The organism is Ectothiorhodospira magna, from assembly GCF_900110965.1.
Classification (GTDB): domain Bacteria; phylum Pseudomonadota; class Gammaproteobacteria; order Ectothiorhodospirales; family Ectothiorhodospiraceae; genus Ectothiorhodospira; species Ectothiorhodospira magna.
On sequence record NZ_FOFO01000054.1, the window covers coordinates 1 to 1,624 of the forward strand.

Consider the following 1,624-nt stretch of genomic DNA (forward strand, 5'->3'; position numbering starts at 1 on the left):
AATAGAGGGGATGTGGCGGATGAGCAGAGGTATCCGACAGCGCAAGCGCGCTTTCTGGAAGGATCTGGTCCAGCAGTGGGCGGCCTCAGGCCAGAGCAAGGCGGCCTTCGCCCGTCAGCATGGGGTCACGCCCCGTCAGCTATCGCAATGGGCGGCGCGGTACCCGGAGTGGGTGCTGGGCGAGGCTGAGCCAGGGCGCGGGCCTTCGAAGCCGACGGCCGTGCCGCAGCGGTTTTTGGCGGTCCGCACGGTGGAGGACAAGCCCGATCCCGTGGCCCTGTCGCTGCAGCCCGGGGTTGGACCGGTGGTCGTGGCATTGGGCAATGGCCGCCGGTTGGCACTGTATCCGGGGTTCTGCGCGCAGACCTTGAAACGGGCCATACAGGTGCTGGAGGCATGATCGGCTGGCCCACGGGGATGGCCATCCACCTGGCAGTGGCGCCGGTGGATTTCCGCAAGGCCTTCGATGGCCTGTGTATCGAGATTGTTGAGGTGCTGGAGCGGGATCCGCTCAGCGGCGAGCTGTTCGTCTTCCGCAACCGGGCCGGCGACAAGCTCAAGGCCCTGTACTGGGATGGTCAGGGCTTCGTGATGATCTACAAGCGCCTGGAGAAGGGGCGCTTCAAGTGGCCCCATCACGCCGAGGGTGATGCAGAGGAGGTTCGGCTCTCCCGCAGCCAGTTGCAGGCTTTGTTCGAGGGCATCGACTGGCGGCGCCTGGAAATGCCCCCACGATGCCTTGCCACCGCCACCGGTTAATAGATAATTATTATCTATAAGTCAGCCAGTTAGCGCGCCATGAATGGTAAAATGCGGGCATGTCGAACACCGCTGCACAAGGCCTGCCGACGCCCCCTCCCAACCTGCGCGAGTCTCAACTTCGCGCCGCCGTGGCAGAGCGCGATGAGATCATCACGCAGCAGTCCCAGCAGCTCGTTCAGCTGCAGTCCACGGTCAATGAACTGAGCGAACAGCTGCAGCGCCTCAAGGACCAGGTCCTTGAAGCACAGCGCAAACGCTTCGGGCAAAGCTCCGAACGCGGCCGTTACCTCCAGGAGGATCTATTCCATCCGCTGGAGGCACCCATCCCCGAGCAGGACGAAGAAGAGGCCGCCGCCCAGGCGCCCACGAAACGGCGCAAGACCCAACCGCCCCGGGGCCGCCGTGCCCTGCCACCGGAACTGCCCCGGGAGACGATGCGCTACGACTACGACGATGAAACCCGGGCCCAGCTGGAGGCACAGAACGGTGGCCCGCTGGAAGAGATCGGCGTCGAGGTGACCGAGACCCTCGAATACGCCCCCGGGCATCTGTACGTCAAGCGCCATGAAGTGCCCAAGTATGCAATCCGGGGTGATCAGGGTGAGCGCACCATCGTCTCCCCACCTCGGCCCTCGCCGCCGATCCCCGGCGCTCAGGTGGGTGCCAGCCTGCTGGCCCATACCGTGATCAGCAAGTTCGCGGATCACCTGCCGCTCAACCGCATCAGTCAGCAGCTGGCCCGGGATGGTTATGACGTTCCCCGCCAGCGGCTGTGCGATTACGTGCTGCTGTCCGCCTCGGTCCTGGCCCCGCTGGCCGACCTCATCCGCCAGGATGCCCTGGCCAGTCCGGTGTTGCACAG

3 protein-coding genes are annotated in these 1,624 nt (G+C 65.0%); all 3 read left to right on the plus strand.

The genetic code is table 11. The features are described 5' to 3' along the window. Positions 1-19: 19 nt before the first annotated feature. On the plus strand, positions 20-400 hold the full coding sequence (tnpA, locus tag BMX62_RS12475; RefSeq protein ID WP_143339822.1) for an IS66 family insertion sequence element accessory protein TnpA: 381 nt from the start codon (positions 20-22) through the stop codon (positions 398-400). After that, complete coding sequence (gene tnpB, locus BMX62_RS12480) at positions 397-759, plus strand: IS66 family insertion sequence element accessory protein TnpB (protein ID WP_090209625.1); 363 nt, start codon at positions 397-399, stop codon at positions 757-759. Before tnpA ends, tnpB begins: the two co-directional genes overlap by 4 nt. Positions 760-818: 59 nt before the next feature. Further along, positions 819-1,624: IS66 family transposase (locus BMX62_RS12485; RefSeq protein WP_143339824.1), on the plus strand; the 806-nt coding region annotated here is incomplete at its 3' end.

Bases quoted from the DNA above. Each gene is read 5' to 3' on its own strand.
- tnpA (WP_143339822.1), top strand. From the start codon at position 20: ATGAGCAGAGGTATCCGACAGCGCAAGCGCGCTTTCTGGAAGGATCTG.
- tnpB (WP_090209625.1), top strand. From the start codon at position 397: ATGATCGGCTGGCCCACGGGGATGGCCATCCACCTGGCAGTGGCGCCG.